The sequence below is a fragment of the Streptomyces sp. NPDC085937 genome (genome assembly GCF_044540535.1).
Classification (GTDB): Bacteria; Actinomycetota; Actinomycetes; order Streptomycetales; family Streptomycetaceae; genus Streptomyces.
The window spans coordinates 315,719-340,244 of the sequence record NZ_JBITSH010000007.1; the positions used below are offsets into that span (position 1 = coordinate 315,719).

General features: G+C 74.7%; 23 protein-coding genes and 1 pseudogene. 15 read left to right on the forward strand and 9 right to left on the reverse strand.

The annotated features are described in order from the left end of the window. Nucleotides 1-141 precede the first annotated feature (141 nt). Entirely contained in the window at nt 142-582 is a 441-nt protein-coding gene (locus ACIF8S_RS17995) for a hypothetical protein (protein WP_400000022.1), read from the reverse strand. Nucleotides 583-711: 129 nt separating this feature from the next. On the opposite strand from ACIF8S_RS17995, the gene ACIF8S_RS18000 reads away from it, so the two are divergent. From ACIF8S_RS18000 to ACIF8S_RS18020, 5 genes are all read left to right on the forward strand, one after another. Further along, the gene (locus ACIF8S_RS18000; protein ID WP_400000023.1) at nt 712-1,980 is read left to right on the forward strand and encodes a PP2C family protein-serine/threonine phosphatase; all 1,269 of its coding nucleotides are present in this window, start codon (nt 712-714) and stop codon (nt 1,978-1,980) included. 64 nt (nt 1,981-2,044) lie between these two features. Continuing rightward, complete coding sequence (locus ACIF8S_RS18005; protein ID WP_400000024.1) at nt 2,045-3,184, forward strand: hypothetical protein; 1,140 nt, start codon at nt 2,045-2,047, stop codon at nt 3,182-3,184. 9 nt (nt 3,185-3,193) lie between these two features. Continuing rightward, a complete protein-coding gene (locus ACIF8S_RS18010; RefSeq protein WP_400000025.1) occupies nt 3,194-3,574 on the forward strand; it encodes a hypothetical protein in 381 nt (126 codons plus the stop codon). 4 nt (nt 3,575-3,578) lie between these two features. After that, nucleotides 3,579-6,221: a substrate-binding domain-containing protein gene (locus ACIF8S_RS18015; protein WP_400000026.1), complete on the forward strand. Its 2,643-nt coding sequence runs from the start codon at nt 3,579-3,581 to the stop codon at nt 6,219-6,221. Further along, nucleotides 6,221-7,621, forward strand: a complete 1,401-nt coding sequence (locus tag ACIF8S_RS18020; RefSeq protein ID WP_400000027.1) for an extracellular solute-binding protein — start codon at nt 6,221-6,223, stop codon at nt 7,619-7,621. The genes ACIF8S_RS18015 and ACIF8S_RS18020 overlap by 1 nt, the downstream gene beginning before the upstream one ends. Nucleotides 7,622-7,664: 43 nt before the next feature. Here the strand turns inward: ACIF8S_RS18020 and ACIF8S_RS18025 are convergent, their stop codons facing one another. Next, nucleotides 7,665-7,829: a hypothetical protein gene (locus ACIF8S_RS18025; protein WP_199785269.1), complete on the reverse strand. Its 165-nt coding sequence runs from the start codon at nt 7,827-7,829 to the stop codon at nt 7,665-7,667. Nucleotides 7,830-7,926: 97 nt separating this feature from the next. On the opposite strand from ACIF8S_RS18025, the gene ACIF8S_RS18030 reads away from it, so the two are divergent. The 3 genes from ACIF8S_RS18030 to ACIF8S_RS18040 all read left to right on the forward strand — a co-directional run bounded on the left by ACIF8S_RS18030 (nt 7,927) and on the right by ACIF8S_RS18040 (nt 10,505). After that, on the forward strand, nt 7,927-9,270 hold the full coding sequence (locus ACIF8S_RS18030) for a tetratricopeptide repeat protein (RefSeq protein WP_400000028.1): 1,344 nt from the start codon (nt 7,927-7,929) through the stop codon (nt 9,268-9,270). Between the two features lie 163 nt (nt 9,271-9,433). Further along, on the forward strand, nt 9,434-10,183 hold the full coding sequence (locus tag ACIF8S_RS18035) for a GAF and ANTAR domain-containing protein (protein WP_400000029.1): 750 nt from the start codon (nt 9,434-9,436) through the stop codon (nt 10,181-10,183). 46 nt (nt 10,184-10,229) lie between these two features. Next, entirely contained in the window at nt 10,230-10,505 is a 276-nt protein-coding gene (locus ACIF8S_RS18040; RefSeq protein WP_349795448.1) for a hypothetical protein, read from the forward strand. A 94-nt stretch (nt 10,506-10,599) separates the two neighbouring features. Here the strand turns inward: ACIF8S_RS18040 and ACIF8S_RS18045 are convergent, their stop codons facing one another. Further along, nucleotides 10,600-11,421, reverse strand: coding sequence for a hypothetical protein (locus tag ACIF8S_RS18045; RefSeq protein ID WP_400000030.1), 822 nt, complete (start codon nt 11,419-11,421; stop codon nt 10,600-10,602). 309 nt (nt 11,422-11,730) lie between these two features. Between ACIF8S_RS18045 and thrS the strand changes: the two are divergent. The 4 genes and pseudogenes from thrS to ACIF8S_RS18065 form a co-directional block, all read left to right on the forward strand. Further along, nucleotides 11,731-12,957 (forward strand): annotated as a pseudogene (gene thrS / locus ACIF8S_RS18050) (threonine--tRNA ligase); the annotation flags it as partial. A gap of 34 nt (nt 12,958-12,991) precedes the next feature. Then, nucleotides 12,992-13,975 (forward strand): nucleoside hydrolase, encoded by a 984-nt coding sequence (locus tag ACIF8S_RS18055; protein WP_400000031.1) that lies wholly within the window; start codon nt 12,992-12,994, stop codon nt 13,973-13,975. Between the two features lie 147 nt (nt 13,976-14,122). Continuing rightward, nucleotides 14,123-15,826, forward strand: a complete 1,704-nt coding sequence (locus tag ACIF8S_RS18060; protein WP_400000032.1) for a glycoside hydrolase family 13 protein — start codon at nt 14,123-14,125, stop codon at nt 15,824-15,826. A 197-nt stretch (nt 15,827-16,023) separates the two neighbouring features. Continuing rightward, nucleotides 16,024-16,842 carry a carboxypeptidase regulatory-like domain-containing protein gene (locus tag ACIF8S_RS18065; RefSeq protein ID WP_400000033.1) on the forward strand — a complete coding sequence of 273 codons (819 nt, stop codon included), beginning with the start codon at nt 16,024-16,026 and terminating at the stop codon, nt 16,840-16,842. Between the two features lie 131 nt (nt 16,843-16,973). On the opposite strand, the gene ACIF8S_RS18070 is transcribed toward ACIF8S_RS18065, so the two are convergent. The 4 genes from ACIF8S_RS18070 to ACIF8S_RS18085 form a co-directional block, all read right to left on the reverse strand. Continuing rightward, nucleotides 16,974-17,345: a DUF6479 family protein gene (locus tag ACIF8S_RS18070; protein ID WP_349795440.1), complete on the reverse strand. Its 372-nt coding sequence runs from the start codon at nt 17,343-17,345 to the stop codon at nt 16,974-16,976. A gap of 189 nt (nt 17,346-17,534) precedes the next feature. Next, nucleotides 17,535-19,667: an MMPL family transporter gene (locus tag ACIF8S_RS18075; RefSeq protein ID WP_400000034.1), complete on the reverse strand. Its 2,133-nt coding sequence runs from the start codon at nt 19,665-19,667 to the stop codon at nt 17,535-17,537. A gap of 195 nt (nt 19,668-19,862) precedes the next feature. Further along, nucleotides 19,863-20,177, reverse strand: coding sequence for a hypothetical protein (locus tag ACIF8S_RS18080; protein ID WP_167534429.1), 315 nt, complete (start codon nt 20,175-20,177; stop codon nt 19,863-19,865). After that, nucleotides 20,174-20,560 (reverse strand): winged helix-turn-helix domain-containing protein, encoded by a 387-nt coding sequence (locus ACIF8S_RS18085; RefSeq protein ID WP_349795436.1) that lies wholly within the window; start codon nt 20,558-20,560, stop codon nt 20,174-20,176. Before ACIF8S_RS18085 ends, ACIF8S_RS18080 begins: the two co-directional genes overlap by 4 nt. A gap of 261 nt (nt 20,561-20,821) precedes the next feature. Here ACIF8S_RS18085 and ACIF8S_RS18090 point away from each other — a divergent pair, with 261 nt between their 5' ends. The 3 genes from ACIF8S_RS18090 to ACIF8S_RS18100 all read left to right on the forward strand — a co-directional run bounded on the left by ACIF8S_RS18090 (nt 20,822) and on the right by ACIF8S_RS18100 (nt 22,537). Further along, the gene (locus ACIF8S_RS18090) at nt 20,822-21,598 is read left to right on the forward strand and encodes a TetR/AcrR family transcriptional regulator (RefSeq protein ID WP_400000035.1); all 777 of its coding nucleotides are present in this window, start codon (nt 20,822-20,824) and stop codon (nt 21,596-21,598) included. Between the two features lie 116 nt (nt 21,599-21,714). Then, entirely contained in the window at nt 21,715-22,095 is a 381-nt protein-coding gene (locus ACIF8S_RS18095; protein ID WP_400000036.1) for a MerR family transcriptional regulator, read from the forward strand. A 238-nt stretch (nt 22,096-22,333) separates the two neighbouring features. After that, the gene (locus ACIF8S_RS18100) at nt 22,334-22,537 is read left to right on the forward strand and encodes a cold-shock protein (RefSeq protein WP_004985680.1); all 204 of its coding nucleotides are present in this window, start codon (nt 22,334-22,336) and stop codon (nt 22,535-22,537) included. Between the two features lie 125 nt (nt 22,538-22,662). Here the strand turns inward: ACIF8S_RS18100 and ACIF8S_RS18105 are convergent, their stop codons facing one another. Beyond that, nucleotides 22,663-23,550, reverse strand: a complete 888-nt coding sequence (locus ACIF8S_RS18105; RefSeq protein ID WP_400000037.1) for a serine hydrolase — start codon at nt 23,548-23,550, stop codon at nt 22,663-22,665. Beyond that, the gene (locus ACIF8S_RS18110) at nt 23,547-24,515 is read right to left on the reverse strand and encodes a LysR family transcriptional regulator (RefSeq protein ID WP_400000038.1); all 969 of its coding nucleotides are present in this window, start codon (nt 24,513-24,515) and stop codon (nt 23,547-23,549) included. Before ACIF8S_RS18110 ends, ACIF8S_RS18105 begins: the two co-directional genes overlap by 4 nt. Between the last annotated feature and the right edge of the window lie 11 nt (nt 24,516-24,526).

Sequence of the window (24,526 nt, forward strand, 5' to 3'; positions counted from 1 at the left end):
TTGGGCGCGCAGTTCCCCGCGTCCCTTGGGGGTGGGGCGGAGCGTGGGTGGGTGCGGGTGCGTGGGGGTTGGGCGCGCAGTTCCCCGCGCCCCTGAGGGAGCGGGTGTGGGCCGGGTGTCGCTCCGTGGCTCCGGGGTGGGTTATTCGAGGCGGTGGCCTTCTGCGTCTTCCTGGGTGTAGTAGCGGTAGAACATGATCAGGAAGACGCCGGCCATGATGCCCACGCCCACCGCCACCGAGCGGTAGATGCTGCCGTTGGACTGGCTGAACAGGAAGCCGACCGCGCAGCCCGCGAAGGCCGCCCAGGCCAGCGCGTGCACGCCGCGCCGCAGCTTCGGGCCGACGGTGAGCAGGGTGATGAAGAGCGCGGCGAAGACCAGCGCGGTGAGGAAGCCGAACAGCAGGTTCCAGCCGGTGATGGGTCCGCCGTAGCGCCGGTTGGCCGCGGCCCAGAAGCCGTAGACGAGCGCCGTGAGGACGGGCAGGACCACCCGGGCCATCCGGTGGGTGCGGGCGTCGAAGACGTCGGTGGTGCGGGACTGTTCGATCATGCCCCGGGTCCGGGGTGCCGCGTGCGCCATGGGAGCACTCCTCTCTCCACCCCCGTCCCACCAGGGCACACCTGCCGCGCCCGGGCGGCAACTCGGCCGTGCGGAGCGGGCCGGGCCGGAGGGGATGCGGGCGGCACGGCCGCGTGTTTCGCTGGGGCCGTGAGTCCGGCCAGCACAGGACATCCCCTGCCCGACCGGTACCCGGCGGCCGGCCGGGCCGATGTCGTGCAACGGCAGCAGATGCTGCGCATGCGGGGGCGCAGTGTCGCCTGGCTGCCGCCGCTGCTGCTGCTCGTCGCGATCGCGGTGGCCGACTACAACACCACCGGAGAGTTCCGGATCATCTCCTGGATCGTGCTGGTGCCGGGCATCGCCGCCGCGCTCTGCGGGGTGTGGGGCACGGCCCTGTTCGCGGCGCTGTCCATGGGCACGTACACCGTGGTCGACAACGCCTGGCCGCACCAGTTCCAGGCCGGGCTGCCCGACTTCATCCTGGTCGCCCTGGGCGGTGCCCTCGCCACGCTGGCGTGCGGGGTGCGGGTGCGCGGTGAGCGGCGCGCCCTGCACATGCGGGACGTGACGGACACGGTGCGGCGGACCGTGCTGCGGCCGCTGCCGCCCGGCTGGGGCGGCCTGGAGCACGCCGGGGTGTACCTCACCGCCGACGCGCAGGCCCGGGTCGGCGGCGACTTCTACGACATCCAGCCCGGCCCGCACGGCACCCGGGTGTTCGTCGGGGACGTGCAGGGCAAGGGACTGGGCGCGGTGGAGACGGCGTCGGTGCTGCTCGGCACGTTCCGGGAGGCCGGTTTCCACGAGACGGACCTGGCGGCGGTCGCCGACCGGCTGGAGGCGCGGATGGTGCGGCACCGCGCGTACACCACCGCGCTCGGCCGGGCGGACGGCGACCGGTTCGCCACCGCCGTGCTGCTGGACTTCCCCGCGGACAGGACCGACGTCGTGGACGCCGTCGTCTTCGGCCACGAGCCGCCGCTGGCCGTGGGGCCGTCGGGCGTGCGCCACCTGCCGACGGTCGGGGGGCTGCCGCTCGGCTACCGCGACCTGGCACCGGGGCCGCCGGTGGTGTGCCGGGTGCACGTGGGCGCCGACGAGACGCTGCTGCTGGTGACCGACGGGGTGACCGAGGCGCGCGACGTCCACGGGCACTTCTACGCGGTCGCCGACGACGTACGGCGCTCCGTGGCCGCCGACCCGCGGCTCACCGCGCCGGCGCTGCTGGTGATGCTCGTCCGGGACGGGACGGTGCGGCACTGCCGGGGGCACCTGACCGACGACACCACCGTGTTCGCGGTACGCCGTACCCACGTGACGCGGGCCGGGCCCCCGGCGGGCGCCACCGCGCTCCCCACGGAGGTGGACCCCACGGCCGGGGTCGAACCTCGCGAAGGGGGACGTTCACCGCTGTGACGCCCCCGTTTGCAGCCGCAGCGGTTACGGTGCTGCCGTGGGTGATCGACAGGGGGAGGGGACCATGCCCGGAACCGTGCTGCTGCTGGCGGCCTCGCCGCTGGGCCGTGGACGGCTGGTGGACGCGGCGTCCGTGCTCCCCGTGCTCGCGGCGGTACCCCCCGCCGTGCTGTCCGGCACGGACACCGCGAACGTCGTGGAACTCGCCGACCCGCTGGAGCCGCAGGCCGTGCTGACCCGGCTGCGGGCGGCCGCCGCCGCGCCCGGCCCGCTCACCGTGTACGCGGCGGGCGAGCTGCGGCTGGACCGCCGGCAGCGGCTGCCGCACCTGGCGCTGGCCCGCACGACCCCGGCCACCGTGCGGTACACGGCGCTGCCCTGGCACTGGTTCCGGGACGAGCTGCGGCTGCGCCCGGCCGGTGCGACGACGCTGTTCCTCGACCTGCACGCGGACGCGGACACCTGGCAGGCGCTGTGCGCGCCGCCCGCGCCGGGCCGGCCGTTCCTGCTGGACTGCGGGCGGGACGCCGCCGTTTACGGTCGCATCGCACCGCCGCCGTCCCGGCGCGGGGTGGTGGCGCCGTCGTACATGAAGGCGCTGGCGACGGTGTTGCGCAGTGGGCGGCGGCCGGCGGCGGAGGACCTGCACCAGCAGGTCCTGGCCCGGATCGCGCCGGAGAGCGCGGGCACCGACCTGGTGCTGGCGCAGCGCGGTCCGCTGCCGGGCGACCCGCACGCGGCCGTCACCGAGGCCGTGCGCGCCGGACGGCACGCCGAGGCGGACGCGCTGGCCGCGCGGCTGGAGCAGGCGGCGGGGTTCGCGCACGGGCCGGTGTCCGAGGAGGCGCTGCACTGGACCGAGGTCCGGGCGGACCTGGCGATGCTGGCGGGGGACGCGGTGCGCAGCTGTCAGGCGTGGATGGCGCTGGCGGGGACCCGCCTGGCCGCCGGGCAGCCGGCCGACGCGCCCGCCGTCGAGGCGGCCGTGGACCGGGCGCACCACCAGTGGGTTCTGGTCGACGACCCGGTGCGGGTGCGTGAGCTGGGGCTGACGCTGGTGGAGCTGCGCGGCCGGGTGCCGGGGCGCCGGGACGGGGCCGCGGAGCACGTACGGCGCCGGTTGCGCGCGGTGCGGACGAGCGGCGGGGTGCCGGCCGGGCAGCTGCGTACGGACCCTCCCCAGGGAGCAACAGCGGTGCCATGATGGTGAGTTATGGCTGAGGGGGATGGAGTGGCCGACCAGGACATCTGCATACGGCTGGACGGGACGGCGACCGAGGGCGACATCTCGGCGCTGCGCAACTGGCTGGAGCGGGAGAAACCGCTCGACGACCTGCTGGGGCACGGGCGGGTGCGGATGCGGGTGCGGCCCGCCACCGACGTGGGTCCCGCCGCCGACGGGTCCGGCGCACCGATGGGGACGAGCACGGAGATCGTCATCGCCGTCACGTCGGCGGGTGCCACGGTGGTGTTCCAGGAGCTGCTGGAGCAGGTCAAGCGGGGTGTGCTGGCCTGGCAGGCCAATCGGCGCCGGGTCGAGAACGGCGAACCGCCGCAGGGCAGAGTCGAACCGGTGAACCGCGACGACAGGTAGGCCGGTGGAGCCTCAGGACGCGGGGGAGTCGATGGACCGGGCGCTGCTGATCGGGGTGTCCGAGTACGACTTCACGGAGCCGCCGGACGGTGTGCCGAACGACCTGCCGGCGGTCCGGCACAACCTGACCGCGCTGCGCGAGGCGCTGGTGCGCGGGCGGGTGTTCGCCGAGCAGGAGATCAGGACGCTGCCGTCGCCGTACCTGGCCGACACGGGGCGGGTGCTGCAGCGTGCCGCCAAGGAGGCCCGCGGGTTGCTGCTCGTCTACTTCGCGGGGCATGGGGCGATCCCCAGCGGGGGCGACGAGCTGTACCTGCAGATGCGGGACGCCCGGGTGATCGCCGGTGAGCACACGGTGTTCTCCGGGGCGGAGAAGTTCTCCGACCTGATGGCGACGGTGCTGGCCACCAGCGAGGCGTCCCGGATCGTGGTGATCCTGGACTGCTGTTTCGCGGGCAACGCCGCCCGGGTGTGGGAGCACTTCGAGGACAAGCGGCGCGTCGCGGTGCTGATGAGCGTGCAGGCCAACCACCGTATCGACGCGGGTGACCGGCGCACGCCGACGCCGTTCACGGCCGAGCTGGCCGCCCTGCTGGGCGAGGGCGGCGGCATCGGGCTGCCGGCCCTTCTCGGCGCGCTGAGGCAGCGGATGGCCGAGCGCGGCCACCGCACCCTGCGCGAGGACCGCTGGGAGCCGCAACTGCGCGCCGACGCGGGCCTGAAGGTGCGGCTCGGCAAGGGCGAGGAGCCCCAGGGCGTCCCGCTTCCCGACCCCCTCGTGCCCGACCCCTTACCGCCCGGCCCCGTTCCGCCCGATCAGGGTCCCGGTGGGCCGGACGGCTCCCCGTGGCCACCGCGCGGCGGGCTGCGGGCCGTCCTCGCCGCGTGGCGCCGGACCCGCGCGGAGTCCCGGGAACGGCCGGACCCGCAAGAGCCGCCGCCGTCACACCGGCCCGTGCTCCGGTTCGCGCTGCCCGCGCTGCTCGTCCTCGGCCTCCTCGGGTTCGGCCTGTACGGTCCGCTGGGCCTGGCCGGCGGCGACGGCACCCACTGCGCCCCGCCCCTGGAACTGCGGGTGCTCACCGACCCGGACCTGGAGCCGACGGTGCGCGCCGCCGCCGACGCCTATCTCACCTCGGAGGGGAACACCACCGACGCCGGCTGCCGGCGCACCGGCGTGACCGTCTACAGCGCCGGGTCCTCCGACGTGGTCGGTGCGCTGCGGGGGCACACGGGCGACTGGCAGGAGCCCCGGGACGACGACGTGAACCCGCAGCGGGACGTCGGCCCGCAGCCCGACGTGTGGATCCCCGCCTCCCGCGCCGACGTCGACCGGGTGCTTCACGAGCAGGACACGGACGCCGTCGCGGTCCTGGAGCGGGAGGCGTCGCCGCTCGCCTACTCCCCCGTCGTGCTCGCGGTGCCGCAGGAGATCGCCGCCGACTCCCTGGAGGGGCGCACCGCGCTGGGCCTGACCGAGATGGTCCGGGACCTGACGGCGCGCGCCCCGGACGCGGCCGTGCGCCGCCCGGACCCCGAGTTCACCGACTCCGGTCTGCTCGCCACGGTCGGCCTGTACGGCGCCGAGGGACGTGCAGTCGGCCGCGGGGAACGCCTGCTGGACCGGGAGGGCCCGCCCTCGCCCACGGCCGGCGAACTGCTGTGCGTGCTGCCCGACGACGACGCCGTGGACGACCGCACCGCCGCCCTGGTCCCGGAGTTCCTGATGCGCAGCGGCGTCGCCTGCGACAGCACCACGCGCAACCGGCGGATGGCCCAGTACCCGGACGACGTGCCCGGGATGGAGCCGGTGTTCGTGCGGGTGCGCTGGAGCGGCGGAGACCGCGACGCGGCGGACCGGGACGCGTCGGTGGCCGCCTTCCACGACTGGCTGTCCGGCGCGGGCGGACGCGCGGTGTTCGCCCGGTACGGCTTCCGCTCCGCCGACACCCGGGAGCTGCTGTACCGGGACGGGGCCTCCGACCTGGGCATGATATACGCGCCCGCGCCGCTCGACGAGTCGGCGGGCCGGGACGCGATGGAGCGGGCGCTGCGCGACTACCAGGCGTACGGCGGACCCGGCCGGGTGCTGTTCCTGCTGGACAGCTCCGGTTCGATGGCCGACCTGTGGCAGGGGCCGAGTGGCGGCCCGGGGCTGCTGCGCCAGTCGCTGGGCGGGCTGGGCACGGCGGACGAGTACGGCGTCTGGGCGGTGGCGGACACCGGCGACGGTCCGTACGAGACGCTGCTCGGGTTCGGCACCCACCGGACGCCCGACGCGCAGCGCGCCGTCGACACGCGGGCGCGGGTGCGGGACGCCGCCGCCGACCCGCACGCGGCGCTGCTCGCGGCGTTCGAGGAGATGGAGCGCCGGAGGGGCGACGGGCGGCCCCAGCTGATCGTGCACATCACCGACGGCGAGCACGGCGCGCGGCTGACCGGCGGCCGGCTGACCGAGGTGCTGGACCGGGCCGCTGCGGGCGGCGCCCCGGTGACCGTGGCGGTGCTCGGCAGCGGGGGCTGCGACCCGGGCCGGCCGGACCGCCGGATCGCCGACGCCAGCGGCGGGCGCTGCCTGGACGCGGGGGACGACATCGGCGCCGCCCTGCACGACGAGATCGCCCGCACGGGAACGGGGGAGGGCTGATGCCGCGACGGTTCGCCGCGCCGCCGGCGCAGCTGCGGCGGTTCACCGTGCTGCCCGCGCTGCTGCTGTTCCTGGCCGCCTGCACCGGCGGAGGGGACGGGGAACGGCCGCCCGACGCGGCCGTCACCGAGGAGGTGCCCGGCACCATCGTGGTGGCCAGCGGCCGGGACGTCACCGGCACGAACGGCGTACGGCAGCAGCTCATCGACGCCTGGAACCGGCGCGAGCAGCGGACCGGTTCGCAGTACCGGGCCCGGCTGGTGGAGCTGCCGGGCAGCGCCGACGAGCAGCGCAGCCAGCTGCTGGGCGCCCTGCAGTCCCGCAGCGCCGAGTACGACGTGGTCAACCTGGACGTGACCTGGGTGCCGGAGTTCGCCGAGGCCGGCCTGGTGCGGGCGCTGCCGGACGACGTCGTGGACGAGGACGTCATCGCGTCGGTCGCCGAGACGGCCCGCTGGGACGGGAAGGTCTACGCGGTGCCGTTCAACAGCGACGTCGGCCTGCTCTACTACCGGCGCGACCTCATGCGCCGGGCCGGTGTGGAGGAGCCGTACGTGCCGGAGGGGTTCACCTGGGACCGGCTGCGCGGGCACGTCGAGACCCTGCACGCGAAGCTCCCCGGTGCCTTCGCGAAAGGCTGGACCACCCAGCTCGCCGCGTACGAGGGACGGACGGTCAACGCGGTGGAGGCGTTCGCGTCGGCGGTGCCCGGCCTGGAGCTGGTGGACGGGAAGGGCCGCTACGCGGGGGACGTGGAGGAGCTCACCCGGGGGGTGGCGGAGCTGCGCCGCCGCACCGAGCCGGCGTACACGCTGCCGGACGCGGCCGGCTCCGACGAGGCGGCCGCGACCAGCGACTTCGTCAAGGGGCGCACGGTCTTCCTGCGGGCCTGGCCCTCCGCCTACCCGACGCTGTACCAGGCCTTCGCGAACGAGCTCGGGGTGGCCCGGCTGCCCGGGCGGGCGGTGCTCGGCGGGCAGAACCTGGCGGTGTCCCGGGCGTCGCAGCGCGCGGGCAAGGCGACCGAGCTGATCCGGTACCTCACCGGGCGGGAGAGCGAGCGCTGTCTGCTGGAGGCCGGGTTCGCGGCGACCCGGGACTCCGCGTACGACGGTCTGGTGCGCTGTCCCCCGGCGGTCACCGCCGCGCCCTCGCCGTCGCCGACGGGGGAGGGCGCCGACGGGGCGCCGCGCCGGGACGGCGGCCGTCCCGGTTTCGCCGACGAGATGCTGAGGGGCGCCCTGAGCGAGGCCGTGCACCGGCCGAGGACGCCGCTGTACGGCGCGTTCACCCAGACGTTCATCACGGAGCTCGGTCCGCTCCTCGGTGACGGCCCGCCCGGTGACGAGGAGCTGGCGCGGCGGCTGGACGAGGCGCTGCGCAGGGCGCTGCCCGGTTAGGGCCCGCCCGTCGGCGAGCTTGGCCCGATCCTGACGGAAGACCTCAGCGTTCGGCCGCCTTCACCGGCGCGGTGGTGACCTGGTCGGGCTCCTGGCCGACGGCCTTGGCCGGCCCCACGTTCGCCGCCAGGACCAGCGCCGCGACCGCGGCGAGAGCCGCGACGAGGCCTCGGGCGTAGCGCTCGGTGGGGCGTGTGCGGTCCAGCACGGCGACCTCGCAACAGCGATGGGTTAAGCGGGTTTAATTCGCGGTTTAACCTAGGGGCTGTCCGAGGCGAACGGCAAGGGGCACTGGGGGAGTTGGCATGGGGGAGCGGGACGAGCCGGGCACCATCGGACGGCGGGTGCAGCGGTTGCGCGTGGCACGCGGACTGACACAGAAACAGCTGGCCGAGCCGGTGTACACCCCCGCCTACATCTCCACCCTGGAGGCCGGCCGGGTGCGCCCCTCGGACGACGCGCTGCGGCATCTCGCGGATCGGCTGGAAGTCGAGTTCGACGAACTGGCGACCGGGCGCTCGGCGCGGCGGGTGACCGAACTGCGCCTGCGGCTGACCGAGGCGCAGCGCTCGCTCGCGCTCGGTGAGGCGGAGGCCGCGGTGGAGCAGTACACGGCGCTGCTGGCCGAGGCGGACGCCCAGGGGCTGCCCGAGGAACAGGCCGCCGCGCTGCTCGGGCTCGGCGAGTGCGCGCTGGACACCGGCGAACTGGAGGCGGGGCGGCGGTACTTCGAGCAGGCCGAGGAACGGCTCGCCGAGGCGCCGCTGCCCGCACGGGTGCCGGCGCTGCGCGGCCGTGCCGTCGCGCACTACCTCGCGGGGGAGCTGAGGTACGCGGTCTACCTGCTGGAGACCGCGATCGACGAGCTGAACCGGGGCGGACTGCACGACCCGGACGCGCTGCTCCTGCTGTACGCCAGCGTCATCGGGCCGTACATGGACATGGGTGCGCACGCGCGTGCCGCGCAGGCCGCCGAGTTCGCGCTGACGCTCGCCCCGCAGTCCGGCGACCCGGCGCTGGTGGCGCGCATGCACCGGTCGGTGGCCCGCACCCTGCTCGCCGAGGGGCGCCTCGCGGAGGCGGACGCCTCCCTGGCCAAGGCGGCGGAGCTCTACCGGGGGCTGCAGCTGCGCACCGAGCTGGCCAACTGCCACTGGATGCGCGGGTACGTGTACGCGCAGAACGGCGACCTGGAACAGGCCGAGGGCGAGATGCGGGAGGCGCTGCGCATGCTGTCGGCGACCCGCGCGGTCCTGTACAGCAGCCAGCTCACCGTCGAGCTGGCCGACGTGCTGCACCGGCGCGGGCGGTCCGAGGAGGCGGCCGGCCTGCTGCGGGACGTGCTCGGCGGGCTGTCCCCCGAGCGGGGCGCGGTGCACGCGGCGGCCGCGCACCGGCTGCTCGGCATCATCGCCGAGGACACCCGGGACACCGAACAGGCCGAGGAGCACTACGTGCGCGCGCTCAGCCTGCTGGAACGCGCGGGAGCGGCGGGCGACCTGGCCGACCTGTGCCGCCTCCTGGGCGACCTGCTGCGCCGGACGGGCCGTGTGGAGGCGGCCCTGGACGCCTACCGCACCGGCCTCGGCCACCGCACGGCGCCCGGCACCACCACCCTGGGCCCGGCCCCGGCCCAGCCCCCGGTCTGAGCCGGACCCAGGGCCGCGGGGGGAGGCAGGACCAGGGCCTCACCGGTCCCGGAGAGGGGGCCGGCCCCGCGGCGGCCCCGGCGGGCCTGGACGTGGTGTGTTTCGAGGGCTTGGGGCCGGGTAGTCGGGACGCGTTTCGGCTGGTGAGGGGAGGCGGTGCGGCGTGCGGCCCGGGGACGACCCGGGGGGTGGGCAGGACCGGGGTGCAGGTACCGGGGGGTACGAGCGGGCGGTCGGTGCCATCGCCGCGGAACTGCGCGGCGCCGGACCCGCGGAGGTGCCCGAACGGCTGTGCGCGGTCGCCGTCGACCTGCTCCCGGTGGACGGCGCCTCCGTGTCGCTGCGGGGCGACAGCATGCCGCTCCAGCTCGCCGCGTCCGGCGCGCGTGCGGCGCGTCTGGCCCAGTTGCAGGCCACCCTGGGCGACGGCCCCTGCCACCACGTCCTGAAGACGGGAGCCCCCGTCCTCGCCCGTGACCTGGCCGACGACGACTGTGCCGACCGCTGGCCGGTCTTCGCGCAGCAGGCGCTCGGCACGGGGGTGCGCGCCGTGTACGCGCTGCCCCTCGGCTCCACCGCCGTCTGCGTCGGCACCCTCGACCTCTACCGCGGCACCCCTGGCGTCCTCAGCGCGTCCCAGCTGCACGTGGCGCTGCTGCTGGCCGGGGCGATGACGGTCGCGCTGATAGATCTGCCGCACGACGCCCGGGACGCCGGCGAGGGCTGGCTCAGCGGGCTGGCGGGCGACCACGACCGGGTGCACCAGGCGGTCGGCATGATCATGGCCCAGCTCGGCGTCGGCGCCGACGAGGCCCTGGCCCGGCTGCGCGGTGACGCCTTCGCCCAGGGCGTCACCGTCCTGGAGGCGGCCGTCGACGTCGTCTCCCACCGGCGCCGTTTCGACGCGCTCTGAACCGCCCGGAGACCGGCCGGCCCTCCACCGCCTAGGCTGACTGGTCATGGACACAGCCATTCTCTTCCTCACCTGCGTCGTCATCCTCGGCGTGGCCTCGATCCAGACCCGCCAGTCCCGGTCCGACCGTCGTGTCGCCCGCGTGGAGCGCAAACTCGACCAGGTCATGCGGCACTTGGGCCTGGACGAGGAGGTGCCGCGCGAGGACGAGATCCTCGCGCTCGTGCGGGACGGCAAGCAGGTGCAGGCGATCAAGCTGTACCGCGAGGCCACGGGCGCGGACCTGGTCGAGGCCAAGCAGGCCGTCGACCGCATGAGCTGATCCCGCACGGCAGCGGCTGACGGAAACTCACGGCAGCGGCTGACGGAGCACGGCAGCAGCTCACGTAGGCGCACGGCCGCGTCGGCCGCCCGCGTCAGACGCGCAGCCGCCCCTGCCGCGCGACCTCCGCCAGCCGGTCCGCGGCCAGTTGGGCCATCGCCTGGGTGATCTCGGGCCGCACCGGGCCGAGTCCGCCGTTGGTGAGGGTGATCGTGTCCTCGCCGACACGGATCGCCGCGAGGTCCACCGTAAGGCGGGCCGGGTCGCCGTCCGGGGTCTTGCCCGTCATCGTCATCCGCAGGGCGGCCCGGGCGTCACCGGCCTGGTCCGGCAGGGGCAGCTCCGTCACCTCGACGGTCTGCGTGCCGGACCGCACGGTCGTCGCCCGGAAGCTCCCGCACTTCTCCGGGAGCGTGGCGAGCCAGGCCAGTTCGCGTTCGACGTCGGCCGGCCGGTGGGGGCCGATCTGCTCGCGCAGTTGCGTGTCGTCCTCGGTGTCGTCCAGCGTCACCGAGGCGCTGGGACCCGCCGCGGCACCGAACGGCTCCTCCGTGTAGAGGGTTTCCAGCAGGCGTCCGCAGGCGGCGTCGTCCGTGGTCGCCTTGAGCATGCCGTCGCGCCACAGCGCCGCGCCCTGGCCGGCCGTCCACGGCGGGCCGAGGTCCGCCTCGGTGATCAGCGCCGCCTTCAGCTGGTCCTCGCTCAGCACGGGGGTGGTCCGCTCGGTGCCGGTCACGGCGGACGGCGTGGGTGCCGACGGCGTGGGCGACGGTTCGGCCGGTGGCTCGGACACGCCCTGGGGCAGCGCGCGCGGGACGTCCCGGTCGTGACCGACGCACGCCGCCGTGATCAGCAGGGCGGTCACCGACAGGGCGGAGGCGAGGAGGGTGCGGGCGGTGGCCGGGGCACGGGTCATCGGGATGCCTCCTGGGGGAGCCGGGCCGTCCACGGGCGGACGTGCTCCTACGGCACCACCGGGACAGGCCCCCCACCAGCGCGGCGAGCCGTCCGGGTGAGCACCGCCCGCAGTCCCCACGGGGCCGAAAACCGGGTGCGGCGGCCCGCCGCCCGCTGCTAGCGTCCGCCTCATGCAGCGTGCCCACGTGTTCCTCACGACGACGCCGGAGAGTGTCCCGGCGCGCTGACAGCTGACCACTGACGAAGCCCCGGGGCGAGTGCCCCGGGGCTTCGCCGCGCGTGGTGCTCGCCTCCCGACCACGAGGAGGACGCCGTGCGCGACCACCGACGCCTCGGCCGTGAACTCGGCCTGTTCGACACCGACCCGCTGATGGGCGCAGGCCTGCCCTACTGGCTCCCGGACGGCGCCGTCGTGCGCCACACCCTGGAGGAGTACGTCCGCGAGGCGGAACGCGCGGCCGGCTACCGCCACGTCTGCTCACCGGTGCTGGGCAAACGCGAGCTGTACGAGATCTCCGGCCACTGGGACCACTACCGCGACGACATGTTCCCGCCGATGGAGCTGGGCGCGGAGCAGGTGCTGCTGCGCCCCAGCCTCTGCCCCCACCACGCCCTGATCTACCGCTCCCGCGCCCGCAGCTACCGGGAACTGCCGCTGCGCCTGGCCGAGCTGGGCGGCATGTACCGCTCCGAGCCGTCCGGCGTCCTCGGCGGACTGACCCGGGTGCGGGCCATCCAGCTCAACGACGCGCACATCTTCTGCACCCCGGACCAGGTCGTCGAGGAGGCCGCGGGCGCCCTCGCGCTGATCTCCCGCGCCTACGCCGACCTGGGCATCCGCGCCTCCCGCCACCGGCTGTCGCTGCCGGGCGGCGGGGGCAAGTACGTCGCCGACCCGGCCCTGTGGCGGCGGGCCACCGCCCTGCTGCGCGAGGTGCTGGACGCGTCCGGCGTGGAGTACGAGGCCGTCGAGGGCGAGGCGGCCTTCTACGGCCCGAAGATCGACGTCCAGATCACCGACCCGGCGGGCCGTGAGTCCACCCTGTCCACCGTGCAGATCGACTTCCACCAGCCGGAGAGGTTCGGCCTGCGCCACATCGGCCCGGACGGTGCCCGGCACCGCCCGGTCATGGTGCACCGCAGCGTCATCGGCAGCGTGGAACGCGCCGTCGCCCACCTGCTGGAGGAGCACGGCGGCGCCTTCCTGCCGTGGCTGGCGCCGGTGCAGCTCGTGGTGCTGCCGGTGGGCGAGGAACAGGAGGAGCACGCCCACGCGGTCGTACGGCAGGCCGCGGAACTCGGTCTGCGGGCGGAGGTCGACGGGTCCCGGGAGGGCAGCCTCGGCGCCCGGATCCGGCGGGCCCGGCTGGTGCCGTACCAGGCGGTGCTCGGGGCGCGGGAGGCCGCGGACGGCCTGCTCGCTCTGCGCCTGCGGGACGGACGGCGGCCCGGCGCGCTGCCGGTGGCGGACGCCCTGGGGCGGATCGGGGCACGGGTGCGCGGACGGGGAGCCGCGCTCTGGGGGCCCGCGTAAGGTCGACGGGCAGCCCGCCTGAGAGGAGCCCCTCGTGAGCAACGGCCGGCCCGTCCCGGTGATCATCGACTGCGACACCGGGGTCGACGACGCCCTCGCCCTGCTGTTCGCCGTACGCCACCCCGGGATCGACCTGCGGGCCGTCACCTGCGTGGCCGGGAACATGGACGTGGACGGCGTCGTGCGCAACACGCTGACCGTGCTGGAGCGGGCGGGCGCGCCGGACGTCCCGGTGGCGCGGGGCGCCGAGCGCCCGCTGATCGAGGCGCCGCGCTCCGCCCGTCACGTCCACGGCCACGACGGCATGGGCGACCTGGGCCTGCCCGCGCCCCGCCGGGCCCCGGCCGACGTGGACGCGGTGACACTGCTGCGCCGCGAGATCCTCGCCTCGCCCCGCCCGGTCACCCTCGTGCCCACCGCGCCGCTCACCAACATCGCCCTGCTGCTGCGGACGCACCCCGAGGTCACCCGCAACATCGGGCGGATCGTGTTCATGGGCGGCGCGGCGGCCGTCGGGAACGCCACCCCGGTGGCCGAGTTCAACGTCTGGCACGACCCGGAGGCCGCCGCGATCATGCTCACCGCGGGCGTGCCGATCACCATGTACGGGCTGGACGTGTTCACCCGGGTCGTCGTCCCCGGCGCCGACGTGCGGCGGCTGCGCGCCAGTGCCGAACCCGGGGCGCGGCTGGCCGGCGACCTGCTCGCGCACCGCCCCGCCCACCCGGGCAGTCGCCCGGACGACCCCGCCGAGGACTCCGGCGGCCTCGGTGACGCGGGCGCGCTGTGCGCGGTCGCCGACCCGGAAGGGCTGACGACCCATCGCCTGCCGGTCGAGGTGTCCCTCGCGCCCGGCCCGGCGCGCGGCCAGACGGTCGTCGACCGGCGCCCGCGCCCCGGCGAGTCCGAGCTGCACGAAGGCACCCGCGAGCAGCCGCTGGTGGACGTCGGCCTGGACGTGGACGTCGAACGCTACGTGAAGCTGTACCTCACGACGGTCGAACATCCTGTGCCGTAGTCGGACGCCGGTTCGACCCGGGTGGGCCGGGCGGACGTGCGGTCCGCCACACCCGGGGGGAATGGCGCACCGTTACCGGTGCGTTCACTTTTACGGTGTTCTGGTCAGTTTCTCCACAGGTACCCGCACACCCAGAGGAGACCCCGCGTGACCGACCGTCCCACCGCGCCCGACCCCCGGCCGCCGCACCCCGCCCCCGACGCCACGCCCGACCTCTCCTCCCGCGACCCCGACTGGTGGCGGCAGGCCGTCGTCTACCAGATCTACCCCCGCAGCTTCGCCGACGCCGACGGTGACGGCCTCGGTGACCTGCGCGGCATCACCCGCCGCCTGACGCACCTGGCGGCGCTGGGTGTGGACGCCCTGTGGCTGAGCCCGTTCTACCCGTCCGAGCTGGCCGACGGCGGCTACGACGTCGCCGACCCGCGTGACGTCGACCCGCGCCTCGGCACCCTCGACGACTTCGACGCGCTGGTCGGCGAGGCCCACCGGCTGGGTCTGAAGGTGATCGTCGACATCGTCCCGAACCACACCTCCCACCAGCACGTCTGGTTCCAGGAGGCGCTGCGCGCCGGACCCGGCTCCCCGGCCCGCGACCGGTACGTCTTCCGCGACGGTCGCGGCGCGAGCGGCGAGCTGCCGCCCACCGACTGGCAGTCCGTGTTCGGCGGCAGCGCCTGGCAGCGGGTGCCCGACGGACAGTGGTACCTGCACCTGTTCGCGGCCGAGCAGCCCGACCTCAACTGGGGCCACCAGGACGTCCGCGAGGACTTCCGCACCACCCTGCGCTTCTGGTCCGACCGGGGCGTGGACGGCTTCCGCATCGACGTGGCGCACGCCCTCACCAAGGACCTCGAGGAGCCGCTGCGCGACCTCGGCGACCACGCGGCGGGCGGCGAGGCCGCCCTCGCGGACTTCGCGCCCGGCACGCACCCCTTCTACGACCGCGACGAGGTGCACGAGATCTACCGCGACTGGCGGAAGATCTTCGACACGTACACCCCGCCCCGTACGGCCGTCGCCGAGGCGTGGGTGCCCGGCGCCCGGCGAGCCCTGTACGCCCGCCCTGACGAGCTCGGCCAGGCCTTCAACTTCGAGTACCTCGAGGCCGCGTGGGACGCGGACGAGCTGCGTCAGGTGATCACCGGGTCGCTGGCGACCGCGCAGGCGGCGGGCGCCTCGGCGACCTGGGTGCTGTCCAACCACGACGTGGTCCGGCACGCCTCCCGCCTGATGCTGCCGCCGGGCACGGACGAGAACGCCTGGCTGCTGTCCGGCGGCCACGCCCCCGCTGTCGATCTGGAGGCGGGGCTGCGCCGGGCCCGCGCCGCCACCCTGCTGATGCTGGCGCTGCCCGGCTCGGCGTACGTCTACCAAGGCGAGGAACTCGGCCTGCCCGAGGTCGCCGACCTGCCCACGGAGGTGCTCCAGGACCCGATCTGGGAGCAGACCGGCCGCGTCCGCAAGGGCCGCGACGGCTGCCGGGTCCCGCTGCCGTGGACGACGACCGGCCCGTCGTACGGCTTCGGCTCGGGCGGCGCCTGGCTGCCGCAGCCGGCGTCCTTCGCCGAGTACGCGGTGGAGGCGCAGGACGGCGTGGAGGGCTCGACCCTGGAGCTCTACCGCACGGCCCTGCGGCTGCGGCGCAAGCTGCTCGACGGCGAGACGCTGACCTGGGCGGAGGACACCCCGGTGGGCGTGCTGCAGTTCGACCGCGGCGACGGTTGGCGCTGCGTGACGAACCTGTCCGACGAGCCGGTCTCCCTGCCGGCCGGCGAGGTCGTCCTCACCAGCGCCCCCCTGCGGGACGGCCGCCTGGCCCCGGACACCACGGCCTGGCTGACCCACTGACGCGCCCTGAAGACCGGGAGCGCGCCGCTCCTGCCCCTCCCGGAGCCGGACGCGGCGCGCTCCCGGTGCCGCCGCGTCCCCCGGGCGGGATGCGGCGGACGCCACCCGGACGGGGGCCCAGGGCGGGCGGGGTGGGGTGACCGCCGTCAGAGTCGGCCGCAGGTGTCCGTGCCGGCCGTACAGGGAGCCCCTCCACGATGAACAGGTCCAGCAAGACAGCGGCCGCCGTGCTGACGGCGGCCGGACTCCTCGCGGGCGGGTGGCTGCCCGCCGGTGCGGCGTCCGCCGACGACGGCCCGGGGCCGTCGGCGGGCGACCGGGTGCTCTGGGGCGCCGTGACCATCCCGCCCGGCCGGGACGGCATCGTCGAGGCCGCGGGACTGTCCGGTGGCGAGGCCGCGGAACTGTCCGGTCCGGCCCTCGGTTCCGGCTCCACCCTCACCCTGACCGCCCCGGACGGGGCCCGCGTCACCGGCGCCCCTCTCTCCACGGCCGGTTACCGGGGCGCGGTCGCCGCCGACGGCCGCAGCGCCGCGTACACGGCCACCTCGGAGGAGCAGCCGTGGCGAACCGGGGCCTACCCCTTCGTGCTGGCGGTGCCCGCGGACGCGGAGCCGGGGACCCGGCTGAACGGCTGTGTCCTGCGGCTCGCGGACGCGCGGGGCGTCGCGCGGGCGACCGGCGGATGCGAGGTGACGGTGGGGCTGCCCTCGCCGGTCCTGTCCCGTCCCGAGTCCGGCGTGCCCCTGGGTGCCCGCCCTGCCGCGGCGGGAACGGCGCACCCGGGCGCGCGGATCACGGTGTCCGACCAGGACGGGAACGAGGTGTGCACCGACACGGCGGGCCCCGACGGCCTGTGGAGCTGCGCCCCCGCTCGCGACCTCCCGGACGGCCCGAACCGGCTCCAGGCCAAGGCCACCTTGAACGGCGTCGGCGCGACGAGCGAGCAGATCCGGATCAGCGTGGGCTCCCCCACCCCGGAGTCCGCCCCGGCCCTGGCGGTCCCGCCCCGCTGACAGGTCCCTCAGGGGCGCGGGGAACCGCGCGAGGCGGTCCCGGGGGCGAAGCCCTCGACGTCCGTGGGCCCACCCCCGGTCACCCGTCCCGTGTGGCAGGGCACGTCGGACCGGCTGGTCGGACGTGCTGGTCAGACGTGGCCCGGGCCGCCGCTGCCGAAGGCCCCGCTGGAGCCCGGCAGCCAGCGCTTGCGCTGCTGGTCCCTTCCCGTCTTGGTACTGGCGTGGTGGAGCTCGTACGGCATCAGCCGTGAGCCTGTCCTGGGCGTGAGGGGTATCTCGTCCGGCTCCCGCATCTCCCGCATCTCACGGATCGCACCGCCCTCCGGCAGCCTTGGCTGGTCCTCGGGGTTGGGGCGTGGCGACTCCTGGTCCATGTACCGCATGCCGGCACGTACGGCCCAGACCAGGGCGCCCGCCACGATGATGCCGCCGACGAAGGCCGCGGCCACGGCCCACTGGTGGTCACTGGCGGCCAGTTGTACAAGCGTTGCCGTGTTCATGTTTCCGAGTATGGACCAGGAAATGTGAGAAAGCTCCCGCTATGTCCGGATCGGTGCCGCCCCTCGTTCGGCCCGCCCCGAGGGGCGGCGGTCCGCCCGGGGTGGCAGTCTGCGGCCAGAGGGAAGGCCGGGACGGGCCGTCGCGTCCCCACGTGTGCAGCTCGGGGCCCGGCCCCGGCCTTCCCGTCTCTACGCCGACGTCCCGGCGGCCCGCTCCCGTACCCCGGCCGTCCCGGCGGCCCGACGGTCGCCGCCCGCCCCGCCGTCCGCCCGGGGCGGCTCGCGGAACAGCCGCCCCGGCCACCAGAACCACCGCCCGAGGTCCAGCGCGAGGGCCGGCACCAGGACCGTGCGGACGAGGAACGTGTCCAGCAGGACGCCGATCCCCACCAGCACCCCCATCTGCGCCAGGGTCACCAGCGGCAGCCCGGCGAACACCGCGAAGGTGGCCGCCAGCACCACACCGGCCGAGGTGATCACCCCTCCGGTACTGGTCAGACCCTCCAGGACACCGCGTGACCAGCCGAGGCGCGCGGTCTCCTCCCGCACCCGGTGCATGAGGAAGATGTTGTAGTCGATGCCCAGGGTGACCAGGAAGACGAAGCCCATGAGCGGGATCGACCAGTCGACGCCCGCGTAGCCGAGGACGTGCTCGAAGAGCAGGTTCGAGCCGCCGAGCGCCGCGAGGTAGGACAGCACCACGGTGGCCAGCAGCAGCACCGGCGCGACCAGCGCCCGCAGCAACCCGATCAGCACCGCGAGGACGACCAGCAGCACCACGGGCACCACGGTGGTCAGGTCCCGGTCCGCGGCCCGCGCGGTGTCCAGGCTCTCCGCGGTGGTCCCGCCGACCAGGGCGTCCGCGCCGTCCACCGCGTGCACGGCGGTGCGCAGAGCGTCGACCGTGTCCTTGGCGGCCTCGCTGTCCGGGGCGTCCTCCAGCACCACCGACAGGGTGGTGAGGGAGCCGTCGGGCGTGCGGTCGCCGCCCGGTTCGACCCGGGCGACGCCGTCGACCCCGGACGCGGCCGTCCGCACCGCGCCGGCGGCCGGGGTGCGGGCGACGATCTGCGCCGGGTCGGAGGCGCCCGACGGGAAGTGTTCGGAGATCCGCTCCTGCGCGACGACCGACTCGGGCTTGTCCTGGAACATCTCCGACTGGGTGAGCCCGAGGGAGATCCCGGCGGTGCTCAGCGCGAGCACCCCGGTGACCGCCACCGACATCAGCCACGACCAGCGCGGGCGCCGCGCCACCACGGCCCCGATGCGGGACCACACCGTGCGCTCCTTGCGCGCGGGCGTGCCGAAGCGGGGGACGAACGGCCAGAACACCCAGCGCCCGGCGAGGACCAGCAGCGCGGGCAGGACCGTGACCATGGCGAGGAACGCGCACACCACACCCACCGCGCCGACCAGACCCAGCGAGCGCGAGGAGTTGATGTCGGCCAGCGCCAGGCAGGCGAGGCCCACGGCGATGGTGCCGGCCGAGGCGAGCACCGCGGGCCCGGAGCGCGTCAGGGCGATCCGCATCGCCGCGTGCCGGTCCTCGTGGACGTGCAGTTCCTCCCGGTAGCGGGCGATGAGCAGCAAGGCGTAGTCGGTGCCGACGCCGAAGACCAGCACCATCAGCACGCCCGCGCTCTGCGGGTCGACGGGCAGCGAGGCGTGCTTGGCGAGCAGATAGGTGGAGGCCTGGGTGAGGACGGCGGCGAAGCCGACCGACAGCAGCGGGAACAGCCACAGCACGGGGCTGCGGTAGGTGATCAGCAGCAGCACGGTCACCACCAGGCCGGTGGCGATCATCAGGGTGGAGTCCAGGCTGTCGAACACCGCGACGCTGTCGGTCAGGGACGCGGCCGGGCCGCCGACCTCGACGTCCGTGCCGGGCGGGGCGTTGGCCCCGGCGACGTCGCGCAGGGCGTCGACCGTGTCGGTGACCTCGTCCTCGCCGTCCAGCGGGACCACCGTCATCAGCGCCTTGCCGTCGTCGGACGGGACCGGCCCGGTGACCTTCTGCCCGGCGGCCACGAACCGGTCCAGGGCGGAACGCTCGGCGTCGGCGGCCTCCCGCGCGCCCGCGCCGGTGTAGACGACGACCGCGGGCATGACCGTGTCCGTACGGAACTTCTCCAGCTCCGTGTTGACCCGCGCGGACTCGGCGCCGTGCGGCAGGAAGGCGTTGGGGCCGCTCTCCTCCACGTCGCCGAGTTTCCCGGCCGGCGGACCGAGCGCGACGGCGACGATCAGCCAGACCGCGAGCACGGCCCACTTTCCGCGGCGCCCGCCGGGCGCACGCGCGATGCGCTGCAACAGGGCACGCATGAGTACTCTCCTTGGTGTGAAGCGCACCGTCGGCCGGTGACGGCCGGCGCGGGGCGCACGGAGCCCGCACCACGGCGCTCAGGCTGTGACGACCTGCCGTGGTGGACGGGATGGGGTGTGTCCGGGGCGTGTGCTTCCTCCGTACGGCCGGGAGTTGCCGCTCCCGGCCGTACACCTCGGCGCACGCGCGTCAGGTCACTCGATCTCGCGCATCATCTTCTCCATCGATCCGACGGCGAGCCGGGTCTGTGTCAGCTCCTCCAGCAGCCGGCGCTGCTCGTCCGTGGTGCGGCGCTGCAACTCCACGGTGTCCTCGAGGAGTTGCGCGTACCGCGTGGCCAGCTCCTTGTACTGCTCCTCGCGCGCGGCCAGCATGCGGGCGCGCCAGGTCGCGGCCACCTGCCAGACGATCACGATCAGCAGGGTGAAGAACCCGGCCGCGCCGACGGCCCCGACCAGCACGCCGAGCTCCTCGGCTCCGGCGGCCTGCGTCACCAGTTGGTCGTTCACTTCGCTTCCTCTTTCGCGCCTCGGTCCGAGCGGCCCGTGCCGCGGTCGGCGGTGCCCGCGTCGACGTCGGTGAGCGTCGCGGCCGCGCGGGCGACGGTGTGCGGGGTGAGTTCGCAGACGAACGGCGTGACGTCGTAGTACTTGACGGTCTTGCCGTCGTCCGCGGCTTCGAGCGTGCCGGTGACGAGGCCCGCGGCCTCCAGCCGCTGCAGGTGCATGTGCAGCAGTGGCCGGCTGATGCCGATCTCGCGCGCCAGCGCGCTGACGTACGTGCGGTTCTCCACGAGTGCCGCCACGATCCGCATCCGGTGCGGGTTGCCGAGCGCGGAGAGCATCTTCAGCAGAACGTCGCCCGTGGGCGCCGGCGGCGGGACCTCGGGCATCACGGCCCCTTTCCCTCGTACCTGTCAGAAAAGGCTGACAGGGGTCTCGTACACCTGTCAAAGATTTCTGACACATCTCAGGGTCGGATCGGGGACGCCTCAGGGTCACGTCCGGGAGGCCCCGACAATTGGCCCGGAGCCAGGCCCCGGGGCGAGGCCCGCTGCAAGGGGCCCGGCATCAAATGGGGAGCACTCCCTGTTTAGCGCCGGGACGATAGCATCCGGGCCGGGGAACGCTCCCCGGTTCGTACGGAGGACGCCATGACCGCCGGTGAGGAGCCCACCGCCCCGGACCGCACCGCCCCCGACCCCACAGCCCCGGACACCGCGTGCAGCCCGGCCGCACCGCCTCCCGCGCCCCGGCTGCGGCGGGACGCGCGGCGCAACCGGGAGCGGCTGGTGGAGGCGGCGCACGTGGTCTTCGCCGAACGGGGACTCGACGCGCCGCTGGACGTGATCGCGCGGCGGGCCGGGGTCGGCAACGCGACGCTCTACCGGCACTTCCCCACCCGGGCGGCCCTCATCGACGCCGTCTTCCACGACCAGCTCGCGCAGACCATGTCCGCCGGTGACCGCGCCCGAGCCGCACCGGACACCTGGACCGGTCTGACCGACTACCTCGGCACCGTCTTCGCCACCCTCGCGGCCGATCGCGGCACCAACGACCTCATGACCACCCGTCTGCCGGACGTCGAGACGCTCCGCGCCGTGCACGCGCACAACCGCGAGACCGTCGACGTCCTGCTGGAGCGGGCACGCGCCCAGGGCGTCGTCCGCCCCGACGTCACCACCGAGGACCTGCTCCTCGCCCTTGCCGCGCTGGGCCGCGCCGTGCCGGCCCTGACGGCGGCCACCGGCCCCGACGGCTGGCGCCGCCCCCTCGCCCTGTTCCTCGAAGGGCTCCGCGCCCCCGCCGGCACCCCGCGTCCGCTGCCCGGACGGGCGCTCGACGAGGGCGAGCTCGGGAAAGTTCTCGGAGAGATGGGACCGCACCGGACCTGGCCCGGCGGCGGGGCCACGACGGCGGACGAGACGTGATCCGAGGACATCTGCACGCGCCACGACAGATTTTCCGCCGAGGCGACTAGAGTTTGGAGGTGGGGAACCCGTCCCCGTGGCGGACCGTGCCCACTGTGGTCCGCGGAAAGGTGCGTATGCCTTCGGAAAGTCAGCCGTACGTCGACGGCCGGCAGCCGGACCAGGACCGGCCCCCCGTCGCCGACCGGCTCGACGACGACCACTTCCCGGCCTACACCATGGGCAGGGCCGCCGAACTGGTCGGAGCCACACCCGCGTTCCTCCGTGCGCTTGGCGACGCGCGGCTGATCACCCCGATGCGCTCGGACGGCGGTCACCGCCGTTACTCGCGCCATCAGCTCAGGCTCGCCGCCCGCGCCCGTGAGCTGGTCGACCAGGGCACCCCGGTCGACGCCGCGTGCCGCATCGTGAGCCTCGAGGAGCAGCTGGAACGGGCCGAACAGGTGAACGAGGACCTCCGCCGTCAGGGTGCGGACCCGGTTCGCGGACACCGTTGAAAACCTGCCCCGGCCGGCACAGAATTTCCGCTCCGTTCGCGAGAAACTCTTATCGCTAAACACGCTGTCCGGGTTTATTCCAGTGATTTTCCTCGCTTGCCGCGAATCAATTCCGTGCTAGGCTGACGTCAGTTGCAGTTGTGGTTGCCAGTTTGCTACCGGGTCTCCGGGCAGGTGATCATCGCGACGATGTAGGGATTCGTAAAGTGCGATTCCCGCACTGTCTCAGGAGATAGATATGGCCACCGGTACCGTGAAGTGGTTCAACTCGGAAAAGGGCTTCGGCTTCATCGAGCAGGACGGCGGCGGCGCTGACGTGTTCGCCCACTACTCGAACATCGCCACCTCGGGCTTCCGTGAGCTCCAGGAAGGCCAGAAGGTGACCTTCGACGTCACCCAGGGCCAGAAGGGCCCGCAGGCGGAGAACATCGTTCCCGCCTGACCTGCACGCAGGTTGTGAAGAGCGGGTGCTCGCACGTTCCGTGCGGGCACCCGCTCTTCGGCGTTTTCCGGCCCCATTCCGTTTGATTTCTGGCGGCGATCACGCGATCAGCGGGATCGGCGCCGTCACCGCGCGCGGAACGCCTTCGCGCGCAGGGCGTCCACCGCGATCCGCGCCGCCGTGCCGATCACCGCGTCGGCCGCCGGAAGGGTGGCCGCGGTGTGGGCGGTCCGGGTGAACACGGCGACCGCGTAACGGCCCCCGTCCGGATACTCGACCACGCCCACTTCGTTGCGCAGGGTCGGCAGGCTGCCGGTCTTCCCGGCGACATGGACGTCGTCGAAGGGAAAACCCGAGGCCAGACGGTGCGGCCACACCTGGAGCCCCATGATCCGCCGCATCGCGGCGCCGTGCTCCGGCAGACCCGTCTCGTCCCGCCACACCGCCCCCAGCAGCCGGGTCATGTCCCGGGGCGTGCTGCGGTTGGTGCGGGCCGGGTCCAGTGCCCGCAGCCGGCTCACCACCCGCGGGTCGGCGAGCGCCCGGGCGCCGTCCGGTCCGGCGTCCTCCTTCACGGTGGCAAGCATCTGGCCGAAGGAGTGCACGGCCAGCGTCCGGGTGAGTCCCAGCCGGGCCGTGGTGGCGTTCACCGCGTCCAGCCCCACCCGGCGCAGCAGCAGGTCGGCGGCCGCGTTGTCGCTGACCGCCATCATCAGATAGGCGAGGTCGCGCAGGGACATCCGGGCCGCGTCCAGCATGGCGGCCACCCCAGTAGGCCCGGCCGTGCGCTCCCCCGGCACGGTCTCCGCCTGCTCGGTGAGGTCCAGCTCGCCCCGCGCCGCCCGCTCGTGCAGGGCGACCAGCAGGCACAGCTTGTGGACGCTGGCGGTGCACACCGGCTGGTCGGCCCCGGCGTCCAGCTGCTCACCCGAGTCGATGTCGAGGGCGTGCAGCCAGCCGGTGACCCCGGCGTCGGCGAGGGCCGCGTGGATGCGGGCGACGGCGTCCGTCACAGCCAGTACTCCGATGCCGGTCGCAGGTGCAGGGGACGGTCCGGCACGTCGGGGACCGCGCCGGCGGCGGCGCGCAGGGCGTGCGTGGCCGCCTCGGCGAAGGCCTCTACGGCGGCGTCGCCGCGCCCCTTCGGCCAGGCCGCGGAGTGCCGCAACGCCGGGGCCCCGCCGGCGAGCGGACGCCACACGACGTCCGCCTCCCCGTCGACCGGGGCCGCGGGGGCGGCATCGCGCGGGCACAGGGCGACGGCCCCGGAGGACAGCACCAGGCCGCGGACGAAGCTGGTGCCCTGGCCGTGGCGTACGGCGGCGGGGGTGAAACCGCCCCGGGCGCAGGTGGTCAGCAGGTCGTCGTAGAGGGCCGGGGCAGCCGTACGGGGGAAGAGGATCAGGTCCCGGCCGGCCAGCGCGGGCAGCGGGACCGCGTCCGAGCCGGCCGCCGGGGTGCCGGCCGGCATCAGCACGCCCAGCTCCCGCCGGAGCACCGGCCCCAGCTCCAGACCGGTCACGTCGCACGGATGGTGGACGACGCCGACGTCCAGGTCGTGGGCCGCGAGCCGTTCCAGCTGCTGGGCGGTGGACAGCTCGTGCAGCTCCAGTTCCAGACCGGCGTGGCGGTCGCCGAAACCGGCCAGCAGCGCGGCGACGGTCTCGCCGGAGAGGTCCGGGGGCAGGGCGGCGCGCAGCAGTCCCGTCTCGCCGTCACGCACCCGGCGGGCGGTGGCACGGAACGACTCGGTGCGGGCGAGGACCTCCCGCGCCTCGGCCAGCAGCAGCCGTCCCGCCTCGGTGATCCGCACCTGGCGGCTGGTGCGCTCGAACAACCGCACGCCCAGCTCCCGTTCCAGACGCTGGATGCGCTGCGACAGGGGCGGCTGGGCGATGCCGAGACGGGCCGCGGCTCGGCCGAAGTGTGACTCTTCTGCAACAGCCACGAAGCACTCCAGGTGCCGCACCAGGTCCACGACCAGTCATC